Annotated in this window: 21 protein-coding genes; 9 read left to right on the top strand and 12 right to left on the bottom strand. The window is 73.8% G+C overall.

Annotated elements, in window-relative coordinates:
- Position 1 precedes the first annotated feature (1 nt).
- The 4 genes from ACXNSR_RS05010 to ACXNSR_RS04995 all read right to left on the bottom strand — a co-directional run bounded on the left by ACXNSR_RS05010 (position 2) and on the right by ACXNSR_RS04995 (position 5,488).
- Positions 2-1,300: a vWA domain-containing protein gene (locus tag ACXNSR_RS05010; RefSeq protein ID WP_458640928.1), complete on the bottom strand. Its 1,299-nt coding sequence runs from the start codon at positions 1,298-1,300 to the stop codon at positions 2-4.
- Positions 1,297-2,553 (bottom strand): AAA family ATPase, encoded by a 1,257-nt coding sequence (locus ACXNSR_RS05005; protein WP_458640927.1) that lies wholly within the window; start codon positions 2,551-2,553, stop codon positions 1,297-1,299. The genes ACXNSR_RS05010 and ACXNSR_RS05005 overlap by 4 nt, the downstream gene beginning before the upstream one ends.
- Positions 2,554-2,646: 93 nt before the next feature.
- The gene (locus ACXNSR_RS05000) at positions 2,647-4,050 is read right to left on the bottom strand and encodes a hypothetical protein (protein WP_458640926.1); all 1,404 of its coding nucleotides are present in this window, start codon (positions 4,048-4,050) and stop codon (positions 2,647-2,649) included.
- 76 nt (positions 4,051-4,126) lie between these two features.
- Complete coding sequence (locus ACXNSR_RS04995) at positions 4,127-5,488, bottom strand: MFS transporter (protein WP_458640925.1); 1,362 nt, start codon at positions 5,486-5,488, stop codon at positions 4,127-4,129.
- Between the two features lie 440 nt (positions 5,489-5,928).
- Between ACXNSR_RS04995 and ACXNSR_RS04990 the strand changes: the two genes are divergently transcribed.
- Positions 5,929-6,363, top strand: a complete 435-nt coding sequence (locus tag ACXNSR_RS04990; protein WP_458640924.1) for a hypothetical protein — start codon at positions 5,929-5,931, stop codon at positions 6,361-6,363.
- Here ACXNSR_RS04990 and ACXNSR_RS04985 read toward each other — a convergent pair.
- Positions 6,360-7,274 carry a LysR family transcriptional regulator gene (locus tag ACXNSR_RS04985; RefSeq protein ID WP_458640923.1) on the bottom strand — a complete coding sequence of 305 codons (915 nt, stop codon included), beginning with the start codon at positions 7,272-7,274 and terminating at the stop codon, positions 6,360-6,362. The two genes, ACXNSR_RS04990 and ACXNSR_RS04985, sit on opposite strands and share 4 nt — an antisense overlap.
- A 79-nt stretch (positions 7,275-7,353) precedes the next feature.
- Here ACXNSR_RS04985 and ACXNSR_RS04980 point away from each other — a divergent pair, with 79 nt between their 5' ends.
- Positions 7,354-8,316, top strand: a complete 963-nt coding sequence (locus ACXNSR_RS04980; RefSeq protein WP_458640922.1) for an EamA family transporter — start codon at positions 7,354-7,356, stop codon at positions 8,314-8,316.
- On the opposite strand, the gene ACXNSR_RS04975 is transcribed toward ACXNSR_RS04980, so the two are convergent.
- The 3 genes from ACXNSR_RS04975 to ACXNSR_RS04965 all read right to left on the bottom strand — a co-directional run bounded on the left by ACXNSR_RS04975 (position 8,235) and on the right by ACXNSR_RS04965 (position 9,846).
- Entirely contained in the window at positions 8,235-8,567 is a 333-nt protein-coding gene (locus tag ACXNSR_RS04975; protein ID WP_458643567.1) for an ArsR/SmtB family transcription factor, read from the bottom strand. The two genes, ACXNSR_RS04980 and ACXNSR_RS04975, sit on opposite strands and share 82 nt — an antisense overlap.
- Positions 8,568-8,769: 202 nt before the next feature.
- Positions 8,770-9,606, bottom strand: a complete 837-nt coding sequence (locus ACXNSR_RS04970; RefSeq protein WP_458640921.1) for a CbtA family protein — start codon at positions 9,604-9,606, stop codon at positions 8,770-8,772.
- 12 nt (positions 9,607-9,618) lie between these two features.
- Positions 9,619-9,846 carry a CbtB domain-containing protein gene (locus tag ACXNSR_RS04965; RefSeq protein ID WP_458640920.1) on the bottom strand — a complete coding sequence of 76 codons (228 nt, stop codon included), beginning with the start codon at positions 9,844-9,846 and terminating at the stop codon, positions 9,619-9,621.
- 366 nt (positions 9,847-10,212) lie between these two features.
- Here ACXNSR_RS04965 and ACXNSR_RS04960 point away from each other — a divergent pair, with 366 nt between their 5' ends.
- Both ACXNSR_RS04960 and ACXNSR_RS04955 read left to right on the top strand, forming a co-directional pair.
- On the top strand, positions 10,213-11,424 hold the full coding sequence (locus ACXNSR_RS04960; protein WP_458640919.1) for an MFS transporter: 1,212 nt from the start codon (positions 10,213-10,215) through the stop codon (positions 11,422-11,424).
- 89 nt (positions 11,425-11,513) lie between these two features.
- Positions 11,514-12,149 (top strand): alpha-ketoglutarate-dependent dioxygenase AlkB, encoded by a 636-nt coding sequence (locus ACXNSR_RS04955; protein ID WP_458640918.1) that lies wholly within the window; start codon positions 11,514-11,516, stop codon positions 12,147-12,149.
- Positions 12,150-12,157: 8 nt separating this feature from the next.
- Here ACXNSR_RS04955 and ACXNSR_RS04950 read toward each other — a convergent pair whose 3' ends face one another.
- Positions 12,158-12,451, bottom strand: a complete 294-nt coding sequence (locus ACXNSR_RS04950) for a YkvA family protein (protein ID WP_458640917.1) — start codon at positions 12,449-12,451, stop codon at positions 12,158-12,160.
- 55 nt (positions 12,452-12,506) lie between these two features.
- A complete protein-coding gene (locus ACXNSR_RS04945; protein WP_458640916.1) occupies positions 12,507-12,971 on the bottom strand; it encodes a MarR family winged helix-turn-helix transcriptional regulator in 465 nt (154 codons plus the stop codon).
- 122 nt (positions 12,972-13,093) lie between these two features.
- Here ACXNSR_RS04945 and ACXNSR_RS04940 point away from each other — a divergent pair, with 122 nt between their 5' ends.
- The 3 genes from ACXNSR_RS04940 (at position 13,094) to ACXNSR_RS04930 (ending at position 18,385) form a co-directional block, all read left to right on the top strand.
- Positions 13,094-13,657 (top strand): DoxX family membrane protein, encoded by a 564-nt coding sequence (locus ACXNSR_RS04940; RefSeq protein WP_458640915.1) that lies wholly within the window; start codon positions 13,094-13,096, stop codon positions 13,655-13,657.
- 311 nt (positions 13,658-13,968) lie between these two features.
- On the top strand, positions 13,969-16,524 hold the full coding sequence (locus ACXNSR_RS04935) for a discoidin domain-containing protein (protein ID WP_458640914.1): 2,556 nt from the start codon (positions 13,969-13,971) through the stop codon (positions 16,522-16,524).
- A gap of 76 nt (positions 16,525-16,600) precedes the next feature.
- Positions 16,601-18,385, top strand: a complete 1,785-nt coding sequence (locus ACXNSR_RS04930; protein ID WP_458640913.1) for a glycoside hydrolase family 15 protein — start codon at positions 16,601-16,603, stop codon at positions 18,383-18,385.
- A 13-nt stretch (positions 18,386-18,398) separates the two neighbouring features.
- Here ACXNSR_RS04930 and ACXNSR_RS04925 read toward each other — a convergent pair whose 3' ends face one another.
- Together ACXNSR_RS04925 and ACXNSR_RS04920 are read right to left on the bottom strand one after the other, a co-directional pair.
- Positions 18,399-20,666, bottom strand: coding sequence for a SpoIIE family protein phosphatase (locus ACXNSR_RS04925; protein WP_458643566.1), 2,268 nt, complete (start codon positions 20,664-20,666; stop codon positions 18,399-18,401).
- Positions 20,667-20,673: 7 nt separating this feature from the next.
- The gene (locus tag ACXNSR_RS04920) at positions 20,674-22,140 is read right to left on the bottom strand and encodes an MFS transporter (RefSeq protein ID WP_458640912.1); all 1,467 of its coding nucleotides are present in this window, start codon (positions 22,138-22,140) and stop codon (positions 20,674-20,676) included.
- A gap of 202 nt (positions 22,141-22,342) precedes the next feature.
- Between ACXNSR_RS04920 and ACXNSR_RS04915 the strand changes: the two genes are divergently transcribed.
- Together ACXNSR_RS04915 and ACXNSR_RS04910 are read left to right on the top strand one after the other, a co-directional pair.
- The gene (locus tag ACXNSR_RS04915) at positions 22,343-23,257 is read left to right on the top strand and encodes a LysR family transcriptional regulator (RefSeq protein WP_458640911.1); all 915 of its coding nucleotides are present in this window, start codon (positions 22,343-22,345) and stop codon (positions 23,255-23,257) included.
- Between the two features lie 115 nt (positions 23,258-23,372).
- Positions 23,373-24,110 (top strand): class I SAM-dependent methyltransferase, encoded by a 738-nt coding sequence (locus ACXNSR_RS04910; protein WP_458640910.1) that lies wholly within the window; start codon positions 23,373-23,375, stop codon positions 24,108-24,110.
- The last annotated feature ends 26 nt before the right edge of the window (positions 24,111-24,136 follow it).

Below are 24,136 nucleotides of genomic sequence, written 5' to 3'. Positions count from 1 at the left end.
GTCAGCGGGTGCCGGGGGAGCCGATGGTCACCACGCGGGCCCAGGCCGGCGGGGAGCCCGGCACGTAGTCGGGGTCCTGCTCGCTCCAACGGCTCCCCCGGTCCCGCTGGAAGAGGCCCACCACCGTGCGGCAGGGCGGTCGCGTGGCCGGCCAGGCCGTCTGTCCGTCCGTCAGGACCACGATCACATCGGGCCGGGGCGCCGTACCGAGGGCCTTGGCGAAGCCCGTGCGCAGGTCCGTACCCCCGCCACCCACCAGTGGGATGCCCTCGCCGCTGCACAGCGGGTGCACGATCCGCGCCGCAGCGTCGCACGGCACCACGCTGACCATGTCACTGCGGCCGCCCACGGCGCGGGCGATCGCGGCGACCTCCAGCAGCGCACTGCCCAGTTCGTCGTCGCTGACCGAACCGGAGGTGTCGATGACCACGCAGACCCGGGGCGGTCTGCGCCGCAGGCTCGGGAGTACGGCGCCTGGCAGCGCGGCCGAGCGCCGCGAGGGCCGGGCGTAGCTGTAGTCCTCGCCCGCGCCCGCGCCGGAGGCCGCCGAGCGGACCGCCGCTCCCAGCAACTCCCGCCAGGGCTGCGGCGGGTGGAACGCCTCCTCCGCCCATCGCCGCCACCCGGCCGGCGCGCTTCCGGGACGGCCGTTGATCCCCTGCGCCACCCGGAACCGGACCGCGTCCTGTTCCTGCGCGCTGAGGCCGTGCGCGCCGTCCGGTCCCAGGTCCCACTCGCGTTCCAGGCCGTCGGCGCCGCTGCCGCAGTCCAGCCAGACCAGCTCCTGCGTCAGTGGTCCGAGTCCGAACTGCCGCAGGTAGTCCTCCATGAGCTCGCCCGGTTCCAGCCCCAGGTACTCCGGCGTCAGCGCCCCTTCGGGAGGTACCAGCCCCTCGCCGTAGGCGTCGTCGTTGATCTCGCAGTCCGCGGCGATGTTCATCCGCAGCCGTTCGCCCGGGCCGGTCAGTCCGCGTTCCCGGGCGACCCGGTCACCGCGTCCGTGGTGGTCGCGCAGCAGGTGGGACACCTCATGGACCCAGACCCCGGCGAGCTCCTCCACCGGTGTCCGGTCCACGAAGCCCGGCGAGACGTAGCACCGCCAGTGGCGGTCGACGGCCATCGTCGGCACCCGCCGCGATTCCACGGTGTGCAGGGCGAACAGGGCGGTCGCCAGGTAGGGCCGGACCCGGGCGGCGTGCAGGCGTGCCGCGAAGAGCTTGTCGAAGTCCAGTGCCCCCGCCCGCTGCGTCCCTGCCCGCTGCGCCTCCGCCCGCCCGGTTCCCGTCGTCGGTGTGCTCATCGGCCGGCTCCCACCGGGTCCCCGGTCCGGGCCGTCGCCCGTTCCTGCGACAGGTCCGCCCGCCGGGACAGGGCCACCACTCCGGCGAGCCGCTCGATCGACTCCGGCACGTCCCAGTCCTCCTGGCGCAGGGCGGCGAGAGTGGTCGCGGGGACGACCACCAGGTCGGGGGCGCCGGTCTCCAGCGCCCGGACCAGCAGTGCCCACGCCGCGTCCCAGCGGGACTTGTCCGGGCGCCTCCGGACCGCAGCCACCACGCCGTCGAGCGTGGCCTGGCGCCGGTCCCCCCGCTCGGGCAGGTCGGCGCCCGCCGGGTCGGCGAGCAGCTCCTCGGGGTCCGGGAGGTCCATCCGGTCCAGAGCGGCCAGCAGCTCCAGCCCCGGACCGTCCCCCACCGTGCCCCTGACCAGCATGGAGAGCACTTCCCGGGAGGAGCCCGCCGCGTGCGCGAAGGCGAGCAGACGTATCGTCATGTCCCAGCTGCGGGGCGACGGCCAGGCACCACCCCGGCGGGTCTCGGTGCTGGGCAGCCGGTGTACGAGCGCGGGACGGGTGGTGAGGAACCCGCACACCGCACGGCGGGCGTGGTCCACGGCCGCCGGCAGTCGCCCGGCGTCCAGGTGCGGCAGTGTTGCCCGGGGCCAGGTCCCGCCGAGCCCGCGGAGCACGACGTCGTGGTCGTGGGTCCACTGGAGATGGACGAACCGGTTGGCCAGGGGCGGGCTCAGCTCCCAGCCGTCGGCCGCCGAGCCACGCGGGTTGGCGGCGGCCACGATCCGCACCCCGGGCGGCAGTTGGAGCGAGCCGATCCGGCGTTCGAGTACGAGGCGGAGCAGCGCGGCCTGGACGGCCGGCGGCGCCGTGGACAGCTCGTCCAGGAACAGCAGTCCGCGCCCGGTCCGTACGAGGCGTACGGCCCAGTCCGGCGGGGCCATCGGGACACCCTGTTCGGCGGGGTCGTCCCCGACGACCGGCAGGCCGGAGAAGTCGGAAGGCTCGTGCACGCTGGCGATCACCGTGGTCAGGGGCAGGTCGAGGGTCTCGGCGAGCTGTGTCAGGGCCGCGGTCTTGCCGATGCCGGGTTCGCCCCACAGGAGCACCGGCAGGTCGGCGGCCACGGCCAGGGTCAGAGCCTCCAACTGGTCGTCGGGACGCGGTTCGGTGGTGGTGTCGCGCAGCAGGGCCAGCAGTCTTTCGGCGACATCGAGTCGGGAGGGGGCTTCGTCGGCCGGGAACGGGGCGTGCGAGGGCATGGGTGATCACCTGTACGGGTTCGTGGGGAACGGGGGCGGTCCGGGGGACCGAAGGAGAGGGAGTCGGGGGAGCGGGCGGGGAAGGACCCCGGGTCAGCGGGCGTGTGCCTGGCGCGGGTGGAGCCGGTGGCCCCGCGGGCGGGGCCCGCCCGGGCGGATCCGGCGGGGGCCGGGCAGGGCCAGGCCCGCCCGGAACAGTCCGTAGGTGATCCGCCGTAGCGCGGCCGCTTCCAGCTCGTCCCGCAGCGCCCCGGCACGCAGCAGGGCGTCGGGGCCGAGCAGCCCTTCCACCACGGCCAGCGCCCCGGCGACGTCGCCGTGGTCCAGGCGTTCGCGGACCCCGGTGAGGCAGTCCGGCCGACGGTGCGCCGCGTCGATGGCCCGCAGGCAGGGCAGCGGAGTACCGGTCAGCGCGGCCAGCAGTTCCTCCCGGCGGATCTCGGCCGGGTCGTGGTCCAGAGCGGCCAGTACCCCGTCGACCAGGCCGATACGGTGCCGGGCGCCCCGGCACTCGACGAGGCGCGGCTGCCCCGCGCGGTCCGCGGTACCGGCCGGTCCGGTCGGCGCGAGGTCCGGTACCAGTGCCGAGGCGACCAGCGGGTGCAGCCGTTCGGGCTCGATGGATCCGGTACGGATCAGGTCAAGGTCGGGCAGGGTCCAGACCGCAGCGTCGGGCAGGAACGGCAGCGCGGAGGCGCTGCCGTCGGCGGGTGCCGCCCCGATCCGCAGCGCGGGCGGTCCCGGGCCGTCCGCGGCCAGGTCCAGCACCAGCCGCTGCCGGGCCCCCAGCCGTACCGCGACGGCGCCGGTGGTCCGGCCCTCGGCGCGGAGCAGGATCGCGGCCTCGTGGGCCCACCGGCCGACGGCGTACCGGTGCCCCTGCGGGAGCGCCGCCAGGAGCTCGGCGTCCGGTGGGGGAGGGCTGCCGGAGGGCGGCCGGTCGGCCCCGGACCGGACCCGCAGCTCGCCGGTCCTGCGGGCGTCCCACAGGTGGCGGTGCAGGTCGAGGCGGAACCGGCGGTCGGGACGGGGCCCGTGGCGCGGGTCTCCCGAAGGGCCGTGCCCGGAGCGGGCGCCGTCCCACAGCGCGAGGCTGATCCGCTGACCGCCGTCCGCCCACGCGGGCGCGGTCCTGGCCACGAGGTGCACGGTACGCGGGTCTTCGCGGGCGGCCGTGTCGTACCGGGCCAGCGTGACGGCCAGCCCGGGGCGCAGCAGTCCGTCGGGAGCGATGCGCGGCAGGTGCCAGCGCAACAGGTCGGGTGCCAGGTGGCGAAGGTCGGCCCGGATCCGGGCCGCGAGTTCATGGCCGCGCGAGCGCGCCAGGAAGCGGAGATCGAGATCGACGTCGACGCCTGCGGCGGCGCAGGCCCCGGCCCAGTCACCGGCGGAGCGGCGGGCGGTCGCGGCTTCGATCATGGACGCCGGCACGGCGTACTCGCGTACGCGGAGCCAGAGGGCGAGGCGGGAATCCCCGTGCACGTTCTCGGTGGGCATCAGCGCTCACCTTGCGTGGACGGGACCCCCGATCTGTGAAGGGAGTGAATGGTCATCGCGTTGATCGTAACGCCGCTCAGCCCGATCGGCCAGGTGTTTCTCCGGGCCAGCGGTGGTGGTGCCGGTCGATGACGTAGTGGTGCCCGTGGCGCCAACCGCCCCCGGCCGGGCGGGCGTCGGCGAGGTGCGGGTGATCGGACGGGAGGTCCGGGTGTACGTGTTCCAGCCGGTACGGGTCCCGGGACGGCCAGATCACCGCCGCGGCCGCGGCGGCGCTCAGGGACACGGCGCCCAGGACCAGGACGGTCAGCGGCAGCCCCGCCCCCGCGGCGAGCCACCCGGCCAGCGGGTAGGTGAGCAGCCAGCATCCGTGGGAGAGGGAGAACCGGGCGGCGAACGCGGCGGGCAGGTCCGCGTCGGCGGTGGAGCGGCGGATCACCCGGCCCCCCGGAGTCAGGACGGCGGAGCAGGCGGCGCCGATCGCGGCCCAGACGGCCAGGAGCGCGGGCCAGGACCAGGCGCGCGGTCCGGTCGCGGCGAGCGCGGCCGTGGCCGCCAGGGCCACGGGGAGGGCGAAGGCGGCACGGAGCATCACCGTGCGGTCGGTGGTGCGGCGCAGGAGGCGCGGCAGGCACAGCGCGGTCACCATGGATCCGGCGCCGTACGCCCCGAGGGCGAGGGGGACGGCGCCGGCCGGACGGTCGAGGTGGCCGCGCACCAGGGAGACGGTGTCGACGAGGACGACGGCCCCGGCGGCGGCGACCGCGAGGTCGAGCGCGAGCAGGGCGCGCAGCCGGGGCGTGGCCCGGAAGAGGCGGATGCCGAGGAGGGCCCTGGTCCGGACGCTGCCGGTCCGCTCCACCGGGGCGGGTCCGGGCAGCGCCGTGGCGACGATGAGTGCGGCGGAGGCGAGGAAGCCGACGGCCGTTGCGACGAACAGCCGGTCGAAGCCGACCACGCTCAGCAGCGCCGCGGCCAGCACCGGGCTGAGGAGGCTCTCCAGGTCGTGGGCGATCCGGGTCATCGACAGGGCCCGGAGGTAGTCGCGTTCGGCGGGCAGGATCTCGGGGACGGTGGCCTGGAAGGTCGGGGTGAAGACCGCCGACGCCGCCTGGAGCAGGAAGATCAGGACGTGGACCTGCCAGATCTCGGTGACGAACGGAAGGGCCACCGCCGCTCCGGCGCGGGTCAGGTCCATGGCCGTCATCAGGGCGCGACGGGGGATCCGGTCGGCGATCGCGCCGATCACCGGGGCGATGGTGACGTAGGCGGTCATCTTGATCGCGAGTGCGGTGCCGAGGACCGCGGAGGCGCGCTCGCCCGCGAGCTCGTAGGCGAGCAGGCTCAGTGCGACGGTGGCCAGGCCGGTCCCGACCAGGGCGATGACCTGGGCGGTGAACAGGCGGCGATAGGTGCCGTTGCGCAGTACGGACAGCACGGTCCCCGTCCCGGTCGGCGGATCGATGACAGCACGTCGGACTCGGTCGGATCCAGCTTAGTCAACATGTGCGCACCTGTGCACCTGTTGCGCGCCGTCGGCCCGGTCAACGACACACGTCGACCGACGATCGGACGACCCTCAGGAAACGGCCCGGGTCGCGAGACCCGACCGCGCCCATGTCGCACCGAGGCCGCCCCGTCATCGGTCGGTCCGGGCCACACCGCAGTTTCCCCCCACCTGTCTCGGCCAATCGGTGCCCACCGGTGTGCCTCATGCCGGACAGCGGAAGGGACCCGGTACCTCTGTCCCCCGTGGCCGGTGCGGAGCGTCCACCGCATCCGCGGAGCAACCGAAACGAGACGCGGTCCCCGTCGAGGGGGAACGAGGCCGCCACCCGAACGAATACGGTCGGGCCCGTCAATGTCGACAGCAAAGGGATGACCACGCAGATGAAGACGACGATCCGGTCAGCAATGGGCACCGCACTGCTGCTCCTGGCCGCCATGACGGTCACCAGTGGCTCTGCCGCCGCCCAGGTGGCGGGGGAAGACGCCCCGGCCGCACACCAGGCCCGGCTGACAGGGCAGTGGACCGAGTCCGTCGACGAGAACCGCCCGGGAATCACCCTGTACATCGAGAAGCTGACCTTCACCGCGGACGGCCGTTTCGAGCAGATCAACAACGTGATCTGCAACCTGGACGATTGCCCCGCGTTCAAGATCGGCGTCAACACGGGGACCTACCGCACGGAGGGCAGGGCCATTCACCTCGACGGCAACCTCTCGGACCTCCACGGCGCCGTCCTGAGCGCCGGCACCATCGTCCTCGACAAGCACGTTCTTCACCGCACGGCCACCGACGCCCCGCACTAGGCCGTCTCTACGGCCCAGCCCGCCGGGGCGGCCTGCGCGAGGACATGGTCGTCGAGGGCGGTGAGGAAGGCGGCCGCCGCCGGGGTGCGGAAGGTTCGGCTCCAGACGGCGTACTCGACGCGGGCCGGGGCGTCGCTCACCTCGACGGTCGCGACTCCCGCGAGCTGGGGCGCGTAGGCCGAGGGGAGCATGGCCACGGCCAGGCCCGGTCCCACGAGGCGGGCGATGTAGTCGGCGCTGGTGACCTCGAAGGCGACGTCGCGGGTGAGACCGGCGGCCGAGAAGGCCAGGTCCGACTGGACCCGCCCGGCCGTCCCGGCCGGCAGGTCCACGAACACCTCGCGGGAGAGCCTGCGCAGGTCGACCGCCGGTTCGGTGGCGAGCGGATGGTCCGGCGCGACCACGGCGACGAGCCGGTCCCGGGCGAGTTCGCGAGCCGCGACCCCCCGGGGCCGGGCTGTGGTCGGCAGTCCCAGGAAGGCGACGTCCAGGGCCCCTTCCCGGACCCGCTCGACCAGGTCCTCGCTCGCTCCGACGCGCAGGCTGACGCGCACGTGCGGGTACCTCCGGCGGAAGTCGCGCAGCGCCCCCGGGACGTCGACCGCGGCGACGGTCGGGATCAGCCCCACGGCGAGCCGGCCGCGCACCTCCCCGACGGCCGCCGCGACCTCGGCGGCCGCCCGCTCGGCGGCGTCCAGGCACTCACGGGCGGCCGGGAGGAACGCCGCGCCGGCCGGTGTCAGCCGCACCCGGCGGCTGGTGCGCTCGAAGAGCCGCGCGCCGAGTTCCCGTTCCAGGCGCGCGATCTGGTGGCTGAGGGCGGACTGGACGACCAGGCACCGTTCTGCGGCCCGGGTGAAGCTGTTCGTCTCGGCGACGGCGAGGACGTAGCGCATCTGCTGGAGCTCCATCGATCCATCGTGGATCACGATCGATGGGCTGACAAACATGTGTTGGACTCATCGATCGAGCCCGATGAGACTCCGAGACATGACAAGTCCAGCCGCACGGGCGGCCCGTGGGAACCTGCCCCGCACCTTCCTGACCGCGCTCGCCCCCCTGACCTGGGGCACGGTCTACGTCGTCACCACCGAGCTGCTGCCGCCGGGACACCCCCTGTTCGCAGGCCTGATACGGGCGTTACCCGCCGGCCTGATCGCGCTGGCGCTCACCCGGACACCGCCCCGGGGAGCCTGGTGGGGGCGCGTCACGGTGCTCGGCACGCTGAACATCGGACTGCTGTTCCCGCTGCTGTTCATCGCGGCCGAACGGCTGCCCGGAGGCGTGGCCGCCACCCTGACGGCGGCCATGCCCCTCATGGTCGCCGTCCTGGCCGTGACCATGCTTCACGAGCGCCTCTCCGCCCGGCGCCTGACCTGGGGCGTGATCGGCGTCGGGGGCATCGGCCTGGTCGTGATCGGCCCGGACGCGGCGTTCGACCCCGTGGGCATCGCGGCGGGCCTGGCCGCCGCGGCCGTACTGGCGCTCGGGGTGACGCTCACCAAGCGCTGGGGGCGGCCCGCCGGCATGGGCGCGACCGCCTTCGCCGGCTGGCAGCTCACGGCCGGCGGCCTGTTCCTGATTCCCGTCACCTTCCTCGCCGAAGAGCCGCCGCCCGCCATCGGCCCGACCGGGGCCCTCGGTTACCTCTGGCTCTCCCTGGTCTGCGGCCTGGCCACCTTCGTGCTGTGGTTCCAGGGCATCGGCAGCCTCCCCGTCACCTCCGCCGCGGTGCTCGGCCTGCTCTCGCCGCTCGTCGCCGCACTGCTCGGGGCCCTGCTGCTCGGCCAGACCCTGGGCCCGGTGCAACTCGTGGGCTTCGGGCTCGCGCTCGCCGCGATCGTGGCGGGACAGCTTCCGGCGCGTGCCGGTCAGTCGTGCGGCGGGAGCGAACCGAGCTGGTGGTCGGCGGCGTTCAGGGCCTCGTCCACCAGCCGCCGCAAATGCCCGTGACCCAGGGCGTAGACGACCCGGCGGCCGTCCTTGCGGGTGGTCACCAGCCCGGCCAGCCGCAGTTTGGCGAGGTGCTGGCTGACGGAGGGGCGGGCGGCTCCGCACGCCTCCGTGAGGGTGGTGACATCGGCCTCGCCCCGGCCCAGGCGCTCCATGAGCGCCAGGCGCGTGCGGTCGGCGAGCAGGGCGAGCACGGACGCGGCGGCCTCCAGCCGGTCACCCCGTTCCGCCGCGTCGGGCGCGTCCGCCACGTCAGGCGCGTCTGCCACGTCTGGCGCGTCCGCCATGACCGGTCTGCCCGGTGGGACCGGCGCGATCCGCGCATCGTGTGCACCTGCCGGATGCCTGCCCGCACTCATGCGCACATCGTAGGGCGCCCCCGCGTGCACATGCCCGGGCCCCGCCACCCCACAGGGGGTCGGCGGGGCCCGGGCACAGGCGTCGCGGCCGGTGTCAGCCGAGCGCGGGCGCCTCCTGCTGGGCAGGAGCCGTCACTTCCGCGCCGTCGGCGCGCGCGGCCAGGAGCCGCTGGGCGAGGACGCCGAAGACGACGGCGAACACGGCCCACAGGACGAGCTGTACGGCCAGCGAGGCGACCCGGAACTCCCACAGCAGGGCCGCGGGGAAGCCGGGCTGGACGGCGTCGCTGTTGTCCGGCAGGACCACGAACGCCAGGGCGGTGGCCACGATGAAGCCGCCGGCTGCGGCCAGCGTCGCGTTCCAGTTGCCCAGGCGCGGTGCCAGCCGGCGTCCGAGGATGATCGCGCCGACGCCGAGCAGCACGCTCAGCAGGATCATCAGGAAGAACAGCGTGGTGCGCTGCCCGATCGTGTCCGGGTTGCCGACCGCCGGCGGGGTGGCCGGGTACTTGAGGAACGGCACCAGGTAGACCAGGGCGAACGCGCCCGCCCCGGTGAGCGCCGCCGTGGCCCGCGGGCTGAACCCGCCGACGCGGCCGAGGGCGAACGAGAACGCGAGCGAGGCGATGCCGCCCAGCGCGACCCCGTAGACCAGGACACCGGTGGCCAGGCCGAAGGTGGACTGAACCGGTCGGCTGACCAGCTCCTCCTCTTCCTCGGCGGCCTCGCCCGACGCGGCGTCACCGCCGTGCCCGGCATGGGCGCTCGGGGCGCTCGCGGCGTCCTGGGCGGCCTTGGCCTCTTCCACGGCTATGGAACCCCGGACCGGCGGTTCACCCACCACGTAGGCGACGGCGAAGGCGAACAGTCCGGCGATCAGGCCCGCGAGCATGCCGCGGACCAGCAGACCTCTGACAGTGGAGGCGTACATGTGCGTGGCCTCTCAGTGGCAGGGGAAGCCGAGCAGGTGGCGCCCGTCGTGCACCCACTCGTGCACGCCCTCGCCGGCGAACACGGCGGTGGCGCCCTGCTCGGCGCCGACGAAGTAGAGGGCCACGAGCATCAGGAGACCGACGAAGAGCGCCCAGGGCAGTACCGCGCGCACCGGCAGCGGAGCCGACGGCGAGAGGGCGGGGGTGGATACGGCAGCGGAAGCGAGAGCCTCGGCCATGATGGAACCTCCTCGGGGAACAACGCGTCCCATACGGTGGTGCAGGACGACGGTCCTCGGGTCTGACTCGCCGCGCCGCCATCGTGGAGATGCCGCCGCAGCACACAGTGGCGCGACCATGCCGGATTCACACCGGGCTTCCGTCTCGCCGTCGTCGCTATGTGGAAATGTCGCCGTGACCGTACCGCGCGCAGCGCCCGCGGCCAAGACCGTGAGTCCCTGATCACACGCCTACGCTGCGGTAATACGCTTTAGGTGCCGCCCGCGGGATCCGAAGTGTCCGTCAACTGGGCTGGTACGACTGCTAGAATGACCTCGTCAGCCTTCGGCGTGCGTGCCCCGTGCATGTGTCCGGAGGCTTTTTTCATGCCTTCACGCCATTCCGTCGGCCCTGCCGCACCCCCGACCACCGCTACCACCACCGGATACCGCGCCCTGCTCCGCAACAAGGAGTTCGGCGGCCTGTACATCAGCTTCACCCTCATGATCGCGGCAAGCACCTTGTCCGGCTTCGCGCTCGGCACGCTCGTCAACCACCGGACCGGTTCCCCGTTCCTGACGGCCGTGAGCATGTACGGCGCCACGTTCGCGACGGTGCTCGGCGCGCTGACGCTGATGTCCGTCGCGGACGGGAAGCGGCCCCGCCGCACCCTCCTCCTGCTCCAGTTCCTCTCCCTGGCGGGCATCGCCGCGCAGGCGGTCCCGGGGCTGCCGCTCGCGGCCCGGTTCGCCCTCCTGCTGACGCTCGGCTTCTTCCAGTCCCTCGGCACCGGCACCCGGCTGGGGCTGCTCGCCGAGGTGGTGCCCGGATCCGGCTACGCGTCCGCCCGTTCGCTGATGAACATCACCTCGGGCGGCACGGTGATCATCGGCTACGCCGTCGGCGCCGCACTGCTGCGGTACCTGGGCCCGTACGGGGTCTTCGTCGCCGCCGCGGCCCTGGCCGCCCTCGGGTCGGCCGTCGTGGCCGCCACCGTCCGGGAGCACTCGATCCGGCTCACCCGCCGGCCCGGGCTGCGCCGGACCTGGGCGGCGAACGCCGAGCTGTTCGCCCACCCCGGGCGCCGGAGGCTGCTGCTGAACCTCTGGGTCCCCAACGGCCTCGTCGTCGGCTGCGAGGCCCTGTTCCTCTCGTACGACCCCGGCCGGGCGGGCACCCTCCTGGCCGCCACCTCGGCGGGCATGCTCCTCGGGGACCTGGCCGTCGGCCGGCTGCTCACCGCCGACAGGCGACGACGCCTCGCCCTCGCCCTGCGCCTGCTGCTCGCCGCCCCCTTCCTGCTGTTCGCCGTGCACCCGCCCGTCCCGGTCGCGGCCGTCGCGGTGTTCCTGGCCGGTGTCGGGTTCGCGGCCACCCTGCCCCTCCAGGAGCAGCTCCTCGAGGAGACCCCCGAGGCCATCCGGGGCCAGGTCCAGGGAGTCGAGTCGGCCGGCCGGATGACCTGGCAGGGCATCGGCGCCGCCGTCGCGGGAGCTCTGGCCCAGTACGTCGCCCCGGGCACCGCGATCGCCGTCGTCGCAGGGGTCTCCGTGGCCGTCACCCTGCTGTGCCGGCCGTCGGGCGGTATCGGGCGGTAAGGAGCCGGGCCGGGCCCGGGAGCGCCGCAGGGCTGAGTCGCGGCGCGTTATTCGCGCATGTGTTCGGTTGTCGGGGTTAGGCTGGGTCCATGCGCGCAGTCCAGGGCCTTCAGGGTTCCCTCTTCGACCAGGGCGACGAGATCCGGCTCGGCCCCCTCGGCGGCATGCGGCGGACCGATCTCGGGGCCGGGGCCTGGGTCGATCACCTGCCAGGCTGGCTGAGCGGCGCCGACGCGCTCTTCGAGCGGCTGGCCGCCGACGTGCCCTGGCAAGCCGAGCGGCGCCAGATGTACGAGCGGGAGGTGGACGTGCCCCGGCTGCTCGCCTTCTATGCGGAGGGCGAGCCCCTGCCCCACCCCTCGCTCACGGAGGCCCGCGAGGTGCTGAGCGGCCACTACGCCGCCGAACTCGGCGAGCCCTTCACCACCGCGGGCCTGTGCCTGTACCGCGACGGCCGGGACAGCGTCGCCTGGCACGGCGACCGGACCGGCCGCTCCCGGGCCGAGGACACCATGGTGGCCATCGTGTCCGTCGGTGACCCGCGCGATCTCGCCTTCCGGCCCCGCGACGGCGGTGCCACCCTGCTGCGGCTGCCCCTGGGGCACGGCGACCTCGTGGTCATGGGCGGCTCCTGCCAGCGGACCATGGAGCACGCCGTGCCCAAGTCCGCGCGCGCCGTCGGTCCGCGTGTCAGCATCCAGTTCCGGCCCCACGGCGTCCGCTGAACCCCGGCTCAGGCGGCGCCGGGCTCCTTCGGGGAGCGCACGGCCCCGGCCGCCGCGTGCAGCGAGCGCAGCGCCAGCAGCAGGATCCCGATGTCGTCCAGGTACACGGGGTCCGGGATCAGGTCCAGCGGTGAGACGGTGTAGATCACCGCGGCCCAGAACAGCGCCTTGTCGTGCAGCGGGATCCCCGAGTCGACCAGCAGCCGGCGGGCCGCGAAGACCCGTACGAGCAGCACGGCCGCGGCGATCGCGAGTCCCACCGCGACGACCGTGCCCAGGGCGAGCCAGACCTTTCCGTCCATGGCGGCCCTATACCCCGATATCGGACCGGCAATGCCCGGGGGCGGCCGGATCCGTTCAGGCGCCCTGTCCGCGCAGCCGGCGGCCGACCTCGCCCAGTCCGTCGGCGAGCGCGTCGAGCTGTCCGGGGGTGAGCACGTCGACGAGGATCTCCCGGACCGTCGCCACGTGCCCGGGGGCGGCCTCCTCCAGCTTGGCGAGACCGGCGTCGGTGAGGACGGCGAAGACGCCGCGCACGTCGGAGGGGCAGCTGCGGCGGCGGACCAGGCCGGCCTTCTCCATCTGGGTGACCTGGTAGGTCAGCCCGCTCTTGGAGTTGATCAGACCATTGGCGAGCTCGGTCATCCGCAGCTCACGTCCGGGTGCCGCGGCGAGCCGGACGAGGATCTCGTACTGGGGGTGCGAGAGCCCGGACTCGTCCTTGAGCTGTTGATCGAGACGCCGGTTCACCAGGGCCGATGCGGCGAGGAAGCCGCTCCATGCGCGCATCTCGCGGTCGTCCAGCCATCTCGGTTCAGCCATGGGCCCAGACTACACGGGTTGTTCCAATTTGAATCAATGGTTAGGGTCGGGGTCAGCGGTTCGAATTTGAACAACTCTTCCCTGCCTCCCCACCGGGCCGCCCGACCGGAAGGACCCCCCCGATGACCAGCCCCTCCGTCACCACGACGAAGCCGCAGGCCGCCGCACCGGCCGCACGCCCCGAGACCGCCGCCTTCTCCACCCCGGGCCACGACACCGGTCTGCTCCTGCTGCGCCTCGTCCTCGGCCTTACCATGGCGGCACACGGCGCGCAGAAGCTCTTCGGCTGGTTCGGGGGCGGCGGCATCAGCGGCACCGGCCAGTTCTTCACCGCCAGCGGCTACCCCGCGGGCGACGCCATGGCGGTCCTCGCCGGTCTCACCGAGACCCTCGGCGGGCTCGGCCTCGCCCTCGGACTGCTCGCCCCGCTCGCCGGGGCCGCCGTCGTCGGCACCCTGATCAACGCGATCGCCGTCCACGGCACCGGAGCCTTCTTCGCCCCGGAGGGCATCGAGTACGAACTGCTGCTGACCGCGGGCGCCGCGGCCCTCGCCCTCACCGGCCCCGGACGGTACGCCGTCGACCGCCTCCTGCCCGTCCTGCGCGGCCACCGCCTCACGCACGGCGCCCTCGCCCTCGCCCTCGGCGTGGTCCTCGCGGCCGTCCTGCTCCTCGTACGCAACTAGGTCGTGGGTCCCGTCGCCCGCCGGCGGGACCCGGAACGCGCGGGCGGCCGCATCTTCTTGCGGAGTGGGGCCGGCCGCACAAGGTCGCCGGCCTTCCGTCCGCCGCCTGCCTCGGCATCTCGCCGTCGGGGTCGGGGCGCGGAAGGCGTCCGGGCGCCGGGAACCCGCCCGGCGGGGCTTTCGGTCCGTCCGGTGTCCACCCGCTCCGACCGGCCATACGCTTTTGCGCCAACTCTTTTTGACTTCCGGCAAGTTGCTGGTGTGCTCACCTATGTTCTACGGGGCACATCAGTTCGCCCCAGGAGGTCAGATTGCAGTCCAGGCGCTTCCTCGCCTTTCATCGCGCGATACGCCGTTCCCACCTGCTCATCGCCCTCGGCCTCGGTTCCCTGCTGGTCGGCCTGACCCCGTGGTTCGTGGTCACGAGCACGGCGGCGGCCGGCCGCGCACCGGCGCCCCGTCCCGCGCCCGTGCCGTTCGAACAGCAGGCGGCGAAACAGTCGCCGCACCACGGCATCGTCCCCGCCAACGCGATGGAGCCGACGGCTCCGACCCTCGACCGGGCCGGATGGACGGCCACGGCGAGCGACGAGGAGACCGCCGGCGAGGACGGCCGCGCGTCCAACGTCCTCGACGGGAACGCGGCCACCATGTGGCACAGCAAGTACAACCCGACCCCCACCCCGCTGCCGCACGTCATCACCGTCGACATGCACCGCACCGCGGTCGTCTCCGCCCTCGTCTACCGGCCCCGCAACAACGGGCCCAACGGGCGCGTCGGTGAGTACAGCATCAGCCTCAGCACCGACGGGGTGGGCTGGGCGACCCCGGTCGCCACCGGCACGCTCGCGGACGACGCCAGCACCAAGACCCTCGGATTCGCCCCCCAGGGCGCCCGGTTCGTCCGGCTGACCGCGCTCAGCGAGGCGGGCGGCCGCGGACCCTGGTCCTCCGCCGCCGAGATCGACCTGCTGGGCGACCCCGGCACCCCGGCGGCCACCGTCGACCTGTCCCGCAACGGATGGACGGCCACCGCGAGCGACGAGGAGACCGGCGGCGAGAACGGCCGTGCGGCCAATGTGCTGGACGGCAAGGACAACACCATCTGGCACAGCAAGTACAACCCGACCCCCACTCCGCTGCCGCACAGCATCACCATCGACATGCACCGCACGGAGACCGTCGCCGCGCTGGTCTACCATCCCCGCTCCACCGGGCCCAACGGGCGCGTGGGCGCGTACTCCATCGCCACCAGCACCGACGGCGTCACCTTCGGCACCCCGGTGGCCACGGGCACCTGGCGCGACGACGACACCGTCAAGACCGCCACCTTCACCCGCGCGGCGTCCGCCCGCTTCGTCCGGCTCACCGCGACCAGCGAGGCCGGCGGCCGCGGGGCGTGGACCTCCGCCGGTGAGATCCGCCTGAGCGGTCCGGCCAGCCCGGCCGTCCACGGCTCCTGGGACCGGATCACCGGCTTCCCGCTCGTGCCGGTGGCCACCGCCGCCCTGCCCGGCGACAAGCTGCTGGCCTGGTCCGCGTACGCCGTCGACCGCTTCGGCGGCAGCAACGGCTACACGCAGACCGCGATCCTGGACCTGAAGACGGGCAAGGTCACCCAGCGCCGCATCGACAACACCGGACACGACATGTTCTGTCCCGGCATCGCCATGCTCGCCGACGGCCGGGTGCTCGTCACCGGCGGCAGCAACGCGGAGAAGGCGAGCATCTACGACCCCGCCACCGACAGCTGGTCCGCCACCACGAGCATGAACATAGCCCGCGGCTACCAGGCCATGACCCTGCTCTCCACCGGCGAGGCCTTCGTCCTCGGCGGATCCTGGAGCGGGTCCACGGGTACCGACAAGGCCGGTGAGGTCTGGTCCCCGGACACCCGCACCTGGCGCACGCTGCCCGGCGTCCCCGCCTCCCCGGCGCTGACGGCCGACCCGGCCGGACCCTACCGCGCCGACAACCACATGTGGCTGCACGCCACTTCGGGCGGCAAGGTGCTGCAAGTGGGCCCGAGCAAGCAGATGAACTGGATCTCCACCAGCGGGCAGGGCGGCATCACCTCCGCCGGCACCCGGGCCGACAGCCAGGACGCGATGACCGGCAACGCCGTCGCCTACGACATCGGCAAACTGCTCACCCTGGGCGGCTCGCCCGCCTACCAGGACTCCCCGGCCACCCAGCGCGCCTACACCGTGGGCATCTCGGGCACCCAGGTCCAGGCCGCCCGCACGGGCGACATGGAGCACGCCCGCGCCTTCAGCAACAGCGTGGTGCTGCCGGACGGCAAGGTGGCCGTGTTCGGCGGCCAGGCCTATCCGGTGCCGTTCAGCGACGCCACCTCCGTCCTGACCCCCGAACTGTGGGACCCGGCGACCGGCGCCTTCACCCCGCTCGCCACCATGGCCGTTCCGCGCAACTACCACAGCGTGGCCAACCTGCTGCCCGACGGACGGATCTTCTCCGGCGGCGGCGGTCTGTGCGGCGACTGCGCGACCAACCACGCGGACGGGGCGATCTTCACCCCGCCGTACCTGCTCAACGCGGACGGATCCCCGAAGCCGCGTCCCGCCATCACCGCGGGTGTGCCGCCCAGGGCCGCCCCCGGCGCCTCGCTCACGGTGAGCACCCAGGGCTCGGTGGCGTCCTTCGTCCTGATGCGGGCCGCCGCGGCGACCCACTCCACCGACAACGACCAGCGCCGGGTCCCCGTGGTGTCCACCGCCGCGGGAGGCGGCAGGTACACGGTGTCCGTACCCGCCGACACCGGAGTGGTCCTGCCGGGGACGTACATGCTCTTCGCGCTCGACGCCCAGGGCGTACCGAGCATCGGTCAGTTCGTCACGATCTCCTGACGGCGGCGCCGATCCCATGAGCGGTGTCCGGGGCCTGAGCTGATTGGCCCCGGACATTCAGGGGAATAGCGCACAAATGACACAACCCATCGAAGACTACGCACTCATCGGCGACCTGATGACCAGCGCACTGGTCGGCCGGGACGGGTCCATCGACTGGCTGTGCCTGCCGCGCTTCGACTCGGCGGCCTGCTTCGCCAAGCTCCTCGGCGAGGAGGAGAACGGCCACTGGCGCATCGCGCCCCTCGACGCCGCCGCGGGCGAGCCCTGCACCCGCCGCGCCTACGCCGACGGCTCGCTGATCCTGGAGTCGTACTGGGAGACCGCGACCGGGACCGTCAAGGTCACCGACTTCATGCCCCAGCGCGACGTCGCCCCCGACGTCATCCGCATCGTCGAGGGCATCAGCGGCACGGTCAGGATGCGCAGCACCCTGCGCCTGCGCTTCGACTACGGCCACGTGGTGCCCTGGGTGCGCCGCAGCGACGGCGACCGGGTCGCCATCGCCGGGCCCGACTCCGCCTGGTTCCGCAGCGAACCCCCGGTCCGCACCTGGGGCGAGGCGAACAGCACCTGCTCCCAGTTCCCGGTCACCGCCGGCCGGCGCGTCGCCTTCGTACTGACCTGGCACCCCTCGCACCGGCCGCGCCCCGAGCCCTGCGACCCCTTCGAGGCGCTGGAGCAGAGCCGCGCCGACTGGCGGGACTGGGCCTCGCAATGCCGCTACGAGGGCCCCTACCAGGAGGCGGTCACCCGCTCCCTGATCACCCTCAAGGCCCTGACCTACGCCCCGACCGGCGGCATCGCCGCCGCGGCCACCACCTCCCTGCCCGAGGAACTCGGCGGTGTCCGCAACTGGGACTACCGCTACTGCTGGCTGCGGGACTCCACCCTCACCCTCGGCTCGCTCCTGTCCACCGGCTTCCTCGACGAGGCCCGCGCCTGGCGCGAGTGGCTGCTGCGCGCGGTCGCGGGCGACCCGGCCGACCTCCAGATCATGTACGGGATCGGCGGCGAGCGGCGGATCCCCGAGAGCGAACTGCCCTGGCTGCGCGGCTACGCCTCCTCCGCCCCGGTCCGCGTGGGGAACGCCGCCGTCGACCAGCTCCAGCTGGACGTGTACGGGGAGGTCATCGACTCCCTCTACCTGGCCCGGTCCGCCGGGCTGCCCTCCGAACGCCATGCCTGGCGGATCCAGCTGGCGCTGCTCGACTTCCTCGAACGCAACTGGCAACGCCCCGACGAGGGCCTGTGGGAGGTCCGCGGCCCCCGCCGCCACTTCGTGCACTCCAAGGTGATGGCATGGGTCGCGGCCGACCGGGCCGTACGCACCCTGGAGAGCGACCCCTCCCTGGACGGCGACGTGGAACGCTGGCGGGCCATGCGCGACGAGGTGCACCGCGACGTGTGCGCCAAGGGCTACGACCCCGAACGGGGCACCTTCACCCAGTACTACGGCTCCACCGAGCTGGACGCGGCGACCCTGCTCATCCCCAGGGTCGGATTCCTGCCGCCCGACGACCCGCGGGTCGTCGGCACGGTCGACGCGGTGCGCGCCGAACTCGGCAGCAGCGGACTGGTCCGCCGCTACAGCACCGCGGACTCCACCGTCGACGGGCTGTCCGGGGACGAAGGAGCCTTCCTGGCCTGCTCGTTCTGGCTGACCGACGCCCTGCACATGACGGGCCGGCGGGAGGAGGCCCGCGCCCTGTTCGAGCGGCTGCTGTCCGTGCGCAACGACGTGGGCCTGCTCGCGGAGGAGTACGACCCGCTCGCCGGACGCCAACTCGGCAACTTCCCACAGGCGTTCAGCCACGTCGGCCTGGTGAACACCGCGCTGACCCTGGCGAGCCCGGACTGACCCGCACGACGCCCTACGGGTCCCCGCCGGTACGGGAGGCCAGCAACAGGGCGATGTCGTCCGGCCGGTCGGCGGTATTGCCCGCCTCGCTGATCAGCCGGTCGGCGGTCTCGGTCAGCGGGGACGGCCGGGCCGCCTCCAGGACCGTCCGCAGCCGCTCCACCCCGGCGTCGATGTCGAGGCCCGGCTTCTCCACCAGCCCGTCCGTGTACAGGGCGAGGACCGAGCCCGTCGTCAGCCGCAGCTCGGTGACCGGGTACGAGGCCTCCGGGTCGATGCCGAGCACCACCCCGCCCGCCAGGTCCAGCACCTCGGTCCGGCCGTCCGGGTGGCGCAGCAGTGGCTGCGGGTGCCCGGCCCGGACGGCCGTCACGGAGCCCGACGCCGGATCGAGCAGCATGTAGCAGCAGCTCGCGAACTGACCCGGATCCAGGTCGATGAGCAGCCGGTTGGTACCGCCCACCACCTGCTCCGGGGTGCTGCCGCTGAGCGCGAAGGCCCGTACCGCGCTGCGCAGCTGGCCCATGGTCGCCGCGGCCGCCACGCCGTGGCCCTGGACGTCCCCGATGACCAGGGCCAGCAGGCCGGAGCCCGTCTCGACGACGTCGTACCAGTCGCCGCCGACGTCCATGCCCAGGGTGCCGGGGAGGTAGCGGCCGACGGTGTCCACGTGCTCGCGCACCGGCAGCCGGTGCGGCAGCAGGGCCGACTGCAGACCGCGGGCGAGCTCCACCTCGCTGTCGTAGCGCCGGGCCCGCGCGAGCGCCTGTGCGATCAGACCGGCCAGCGCCGTGAGCACCGTACGCTCCTCCGGGCTGAAGCCGCGGGGCGAGTCGAAGCCGAGGATGCACGAGCCGACCGGCCGGCCGGAGGCGATCAGCGGCAGGAACGCGCGGGCGCCGACATCGGCGTCCAGCGGAATCCCCGGGTACGCGGCGGCCAGGTGCTGCATCGACTCGAAGAACAGGGGCCGGCCCGTCGTCAGCGTCTCCACACCCGGCAGCCGGACGTCGAGGGATACCCCGTCGAACCGGTTGAGGAAGCCCTGCGGGAAACCGGTCTCCCAGGCCAGGTGCAGGTGCCGCTCGTCCAGCAGGTAGATCGCCAGCTGGCGGCCGCCGAAGGCCGGCAGCAGTTCCTCGGTGACCACCGCCGACACCTGCCGGGCCGTGACCGCCTCCGTCAGCGCGATGGCGAGGGCCACCGGCCGGTACAGCGCCGAGGCCTCGTCGGCGGACGCGTCGAGGTTCGCGTACGCGTCCACGTCGGCTTCCACGTCGGCGTCCGTGCCGGAGTCCACGCCGGGCTCCACGCCCGTGTCCGTGTCGGCCTTCACACCCGTGTCCGCATCGGCGACCGGCTCCGGCCGGGCCCGTGCCTCGGGCGCGTAGGCCGGTTTCGCGGAGGTCCCCAGCGTCAGGGTCACGCCGTCGGCCGCCGGATACAGGTCCACCGACAGCCACTGCCCGGGCGCGTGCCGGCCGCGCCGGGCGGGGAAGTGCACCGGCTCGCCGGACATGAAGCCGGCCCGGAAGTGGTCCTCGTAGGCGGGATGCCCGAGCCACGGCAGCGCCTCCCACAGCAGCCTTCCCCGCAGATGGGGCCCGTCGAGGCCGAGCAGGTCCTCCGCGGCCGTGTTCACGTAGCCGATCCGGCCCTCCCGGTCCAGGGAGAGCACCGCCTGCGCGAGCCGGTCCGCGGCCCTGCGGGCACCCTCGGCCCCGGCCTCGGGAGGCGGCGCCGGCACGCCCACCGGGTCGCCCTCCCACAGCGTCCGCGCCCCGGCCGCCGCGAGCGCGGTGAGGTCGGCGGCCAGCCGCTCCGCGGCGGTTCGCAGCCGTTCGCGGTCCGCGGTGCCGACCGGGATCCCCGGGGTGGCCTCGCGCAGCACCACCAGCACGCCGAACCGTTCCGTCCCGGCGGTCACCGGTTCGTACAACGAGCCGAAGGGAAACGGCAGACCGGCCATCAGCTGCGGGAACCGGCTCATGGCCGACTCCGCGTCCGGCAGGTGCACGGCCTGCCCGGAGCGGTAGGCCTCGGCGATCGGGTACGGGCGGTTCACCTGCATCCGCCACCACGGCCGGAACAGCTGCAGCGGCAGCCCGGTGAACACGGCCATCAGGAGCAGCCCGGTGGTGGGGGAGCGCAGGTAGACGCCGGCCGCGTACCCACCGACGGCCTCCATCGCGTTCACGGCGGCCCGTGCGAGCACCTGGGACGTCGCATCACGGGCATCCGTGGTGTCGGGCGCGGCGCCGGCGTCGTCCGCTCTCGCCATCACACAGTCAGGATGCGCCCTCGGCCGTGGCTCGTGCATCCCGGCCCTTCCCGCGCCGTTCCGAGGTCCGGTACCCGGTCACCACCGCGGCCGCGGCGCACAAGAGCACCACGGCCACCGTGCGCAGCGCGGTGCCCATCGCGTCGGTGAAGGCGCCGATCTGGGCCGGATCGTGCGGGTCCCCGCGGAACTGCGAGGCCAGCACCGTGCCGACCACCGCGACCCCGAGGGCGGCGCCGATCTCCCGGGCCGCGGTGTTCAGCCCCGAGCCGAGCCCGGCCTGGTGGGAGGGCAGCTCCGCGACCACCGTCAGCGTCAGCGAGGGCGCGGACAGGCCCGTACCGACGGACAGTACGAGCAGGTAGAGCGCGTACAGCGGGTACGGGGTGCCCGCGTCGGCGGTGGAGACCAGCAGCAGCCCCGCGCCGATCAGGCCGAGCCCGGCGCCGACCGGCAGTCGCGGTCCGGTGCGCTCCTGGAGCCGGGCGCCGAACCTGGGCACCAGGGCCATGCCGACGGTGAGCGGGACGATCGCGAGGCCGGTCTGGGCGGGGGAGAAGCCCTTCGCGTACTGGAGGTACTGGGCATTGACGAAGAACAGCGCGAAGAGGCCGAAGAAGCCGGTGCCGATGCCGAGCGCCCCGGCGCGCAGCTTGCGGGAGCGGAAGATCCGCGGGTCCAGCAGCGGGCGGGCGGCGCGCAGGGCGTGCCGGGTGAAGGTCCCGAGCAGTACCGCACCCGCGCCGAAGGCGGTCAGGACCTCCACCGAGGCCCAGCCGTGGGCGGGGCCCTCGATGATCGCGTAGACCACCGCGAGCAGCGCGCCCGCGAGCAGCGCCGCGCCGAGGGGGTCGACGGCTGCGGCGGGCTGCGACGGAGTACGGGGGACCGCGCGGGCGACCGCGAGCGCGAGCAGGGCGGCGAGCGGGACGACCGCCCAGAACAGGGCCCGCCAGGTCAGGAACTCACCGACCAGGCCGCCGCCGACGTTGCCCGCCAGGCCCCCGAGGCCCGCGGACAGCGTCCAGGTGGCCAGGGCGCGGCCGCGGCGCTCGGGCGGACTGAGGTGGACCAGGACGGACATCGTGGCGGGCATGATCAGGGCCGCGCCCGCCCCGCAGACACCGCGGCCCGCGATCAGCACGGCCGTGGTCTGGGCGAGCGCGCTGGCGGCGCCGCCCACGGCGAACAGGCCGAGCCCGCAGAGCAGGGCGCCCTTGCGGCCGTACCGGTCGCCGAGCGCCCCGGCGGGGATCAGCAGCGCGGCGAAGACGATGACGTAGGCGTCCACCGACCACAGCAGCTCGCCGGGATCCGGATGCAGATCGGACGCGGCGAGCTGGGGGATCAGCAGGTTGACGGCGGCGACCATCCCCTGGGCGACGAGTACGCAGGCGCACAGGACGAGCAGGGCGGGCCGGGTGAGGGAGGGCGCGGGGACGACGGGACCCTGCGTGACGGCATGGCGGAGCACGGCTCCTCCTCGGAGTCGGGACGGTACGGCGGAAGGAAGGAAGGAAGGAAGGAAAGAAGGAAGGAAAGAAGGAAGGAAGCGAGGACGCAAGGAAGGAAGGGGTGGGGTCGGCGGGCCGGTTCGGGCCGGCAGGGGCCATCACCCGTGGTCCACCGTAGAGTTGGACCGATCTGCTTTCCAGTGCAAGTTGTGCAAGGGATGTATGCGTGTGACGCAATCTGGGTTGGATCTCAATCTCCTCGTCGCCCTGGACGTCCTCCTGGAGGAGGCGAGCGTGTCCCGGGCGGCGGCCCGCATGCACCTGTCCGAGCCGGCCATGAGCCGCACCCTCGGCCGGATCCGCAAGGCCCTCGGCGACCCGGTCCTGGTCCGGGCCGGCCGCGTCATGGTTCCCACCCCGCACGCGCTCGCCGTGCAGGGCGAGGTCCGCGCGGTCGTGGACCGGGCCCGCGCCCTCTTCCTCACCGGCGCCGCGGTGGACCTGCCCACGCTCACCCGCACCTTCACCGTGCTGGCCAACGACGCCTTCACCGCCGTGTACGCGGCCACGCTGTTCAACCGGGTGACCCGCGAGGCGCCGGGGGTGAGGCTGCGCTTCCTCTCGGAGAGCCACGTGGACGTGCCCGCCCTGCGCGAGGGCGTCGCCGACCTGGAACTCGGCGTCGTCGACACCCGGTCCCCCGAGGTGCGCGTCGAGCACCTCACCGACGAGAGCATGCTGGGCGTCGTACGCCAGGGGCACCCGCTGCTCAGCGGCCGGATCTCGGCGCGCCGCTTCGCCGCGGCCGAGCACCTGACCGCGTCCCGGCGCGGCCGCCTCGAGGGCCCGGTGGACGTCGCCCTCGCCGAGCAGGGGCTGTCCCGGCGCGTGGTGGGCAGCGTGGGCACCTTCCCCGCCTCGCTGTTCGTCCTGCGCGAGAGCGACCTGGTCGGACTGATGACCTCCCAGGTCGAGCCGCTCGCCACCGCGCTGGGGCTGGCAGCCTTCGAGATCCCGCTCGCCCTGCCGACCCTGCCCTTCGGCATGGCCTGGCACCCGCGCCACGACGCCGACCCGGCGCACGCCTGGCTGCGCGCCTGCGCCCGCGAGCTGGTCGCGGCCGTCCCCGGCCGATAGGCCGACCGCTTCCCTCGTCCGGGGGACGCACGGGTGTGCGGACCACCCCGCGGACGGCGCCGCGGGGCACGATACGCAGGCGTCCCACCCCCGGCAGGCCCCCGGAAGGCAGAGCATGCGGTTCCAGTACGACACCATCGGCGAGCGCTACGCGGAGTCCACGAGCACGGCGGCCTTCTCCGCGGCCGACACCTACACCCTGCACGGAGCACTCGACGCCCTCGGCGGGGTGCGCGGGCTCGACGCCCTCGACCTGGCCTGCGGATACGGATACAACACCCGGCTGCTGGCCCGCGGCGGGGCCCGGCGGACCGTCGGCGTCGACGTCTCGGAGGAGATGATCCGGCTCGCCCGCGCGCACGAGGCGACCAGGGACCGGCCTGACGTCGAGTACCACGTCGCCGACGCCGCCGGCCTGCCCCACCTGGGCCCCTTCGACCTCGCGACCGCCGCGTACGTCTTCAGCTACGCGCCCGACCGCAGGTCCCTGCACGCGATGTTCCGGTCCGTCCGCGCCAACCTCCGGGCGGGCGGCCGGCTGCTCGCCATCGTCCCCAACGCGGGGGCGTTCCCGCGCGTGGACTGGTCGCCGTACGGGGTGCGCATCCTCGACCGGGTCCCGGACGGCGACGCGCCGCTGCTGAAGGCGCACTTCCTGACCGAGCCACCGGTGCCCTTCGAATTCCGCGAGTGGGCCCACGCCGACCTCGCCGAGGCCGCCGTCGAGGCGGGCTTCGTCACCGTCGGCTGGCAGCCGAACCGGACCCCGCCCGCCGACGCCGTGCGCGACGAGGCGTACTGGACGGCGTACCGCGCCTGGCCGATCAGCTCCCTGATGACCTGCACGGCATAGGCCGTCGTCGGTCCGCCGTCACCGCC

This window comes from Streptomyces sp. NC-S4, assembly GCF_054353315.1.
Note: the sequence above shows the minus strand (reverse complement) of the source record. Positions and strands in the feature narration are given on the sequence as shown.

What these genes read in the sequence shown, in the direction of transcription:
- ACXNSR_RS04960 (WP_458640919.1), top strand. Translation starts at nt 10,213, where the DNA reads ATGCCTTCACGCCATTCCGTCGGCCCTGCCGCACCCCCGACCACCGCT.
- ACXNSR_RS05005 (WP_458640927.1), bottom strand. Translation starts at nt 2,553, where the DNA reads ATGCCCTCGCACGCCCCGTTCCCGGCCGACGAAGCCCCCTCCCGACTC.
- ACXNSR_RS04985 (WP_458640923.1), bottom strand. Translation starts at nt 7,274, where the DNA reads ATGGAGCTCCAGCAGATGCGCTACGTCCTCGCCGTCGCCGAGACGAAC.
- ACXNSR_RS04955 (WP_458640918.1), top strand. Translation starts at nt 11,514, where the DNA reads ATGCGCGCAGTCCAGGGCCTTCAGGGTTCCCTCTTCGACCAGGGCGAC.
- ACXNSR_RS04940 (WP_458640915.1), top strand. Translation starts at nt 13,094, where the DNA reads ATGACCAGCCCCTCCGTCACCACGACGAAGCCGCAGGCCGCCGCACCG.
- ACXNSR_RS04945 (WP_458640916.1), bottom strand. Translation starts at nt 12,971, where the DNA reads ATGGCTGAACCGAGATGGCTGGACGACCGCGAGATGCGCGCATGGAGC.
- ACXNSR_RS04950 (WP_458640917.1), bottom strand. Translation starts at nt 12,451, where the DNA reads ATGGACGGAAAGGTCTGGCTCGCCCTGGGCACGGTCGTCGCGGTGGGA.
- ACXNSR_RS04930 (WP_458640913.1), top strand. Translation starts at nt 16,601, where the DNA reads ATGACACAACCCATCGAAGACTACGCACTCATCGGCGACCTGATGACC.
- ACXNSR_RS04970 (WP_458640921.1), bottom strand. Translation starts at nt 9,606, where the DNA reads ATGTACGCCTCCACTGTCAGAGGTCTGCTGGTCCGCGGCATGCTCGCG.
- ACXNSR_RS04925 (WP_458643566.1), bottom strand. Translation starts at nt 20,666, where the DNA reads ATGGCGAGAGCGGACGACGCCGGCGCCGCGCCCGACACCACGGATGCC.
- ACXNSR_RS04965 (WP_458640920.1), bottom strand. Translation starts at nt 9,846, where the DNA reads ATGGCCGAGGCTCTCGCTTCCGCTGCCGTATCCACCCCCGCCCTCTCG.
- ACXNSR_RS05000 (WP_458640926.1), bottom strand. Translation starts at nt 4,050, where the DNA reads ATGCCCACCGAGAACGTGCACGGGGATTCCCGCCTCGCCCTCTGGCTC.
- ACXNSR_RS04980 (WP_458640922.1), top strand. Translation starts at nt 7,354, where the DNA reads ATGACAAGTCCAGCCGCACGGGCGGCCCGTGGGAACCTGCCCCGCACC.
- ACXNSR_RS04990 (WP_458640924.1), top strand. Translation starts at nt 5,929, where the DNA reads ATGACCACGCAGATGAAGACGACGATCCGGTCAGCAATGGGCACCGCA.
- ACXNSR_RS04915 (WP_458640911.1), top strand. Translation starts at nt 22,343, where the DNA reads ATGCGTGTGACGCAATCTGGGTTGGATCTCAATCTCCTCGTCGCCCTG.
- ACXNSR_RS04910 (WP_458640910.1), top strand. Translation starts at nt 23,373, where the DNA reads ATGCGGTTCCAGTACGACACCATCGGCGAGCGCTACGCGGAGTCCACG.
- ACXNSR_RS05010 (WP_458640928.1), bottom strand. Translation starts at nt 1,300, where the DNA reads ATGAGCACACCGACGACGGGAACCGGGCGGGCGGAGGCGCAGCGGGCA.